1 protein-coding gene is annotated in these 380 nt (G+C 50.8%); it reads left to right on the top strand.

Annotated features, from left to right (window positions below; translation table 11 throughout):
- Nucleotides 1-180: 180 nt before the first annotated feature.
- A partial coding sequence (locus ACYVRH_RS15065; protein WP_461257664.1) for a hypothetical protein occupies nucleotides 181-380 on the top strand: 200 nt, incomplete at its 3' end.

Here is a 380-nt window from a genome sequence, read left to right as displayed (position 1 = left end):
GCGGGGAACATACCCCAACCGATATAAGCCCTTACCGATACCAGTGCGGCACAGAAAATATACGAGGCGAACAACATACAGGCGAGCAGAACGGATGGAACCGGATATTTTCAGGACATTGGGACGCAGTGGAATAACCCCGCGATAGACAGGCGTTTTAACAAGACCGATAAAAACACCGTGTATATACGGTTTACCGAAACCACCCCCGAGGGCGTAACCCAACCGCCGAACCGCTTCAAGGTAATGGAAAGGCTGTCCAATGACCTTGGCGGATTTTCTACATCGGGAAGCTCACAGGCGGATTACGAAAACCTTACCCCCGTAAGCAATATCTATTCCATAAACCACCCGCTACAAACCACAGCGCCGGGGATAAT

Source organism: Treponema sp. R80B11-R83G3 (assembly GCF_054786115.1).
The sequence above is the reverse complement of the archived record's forward strand: the minus strand, read 5'-3'. Positions and strand labels throughout refer to the sequence as shown.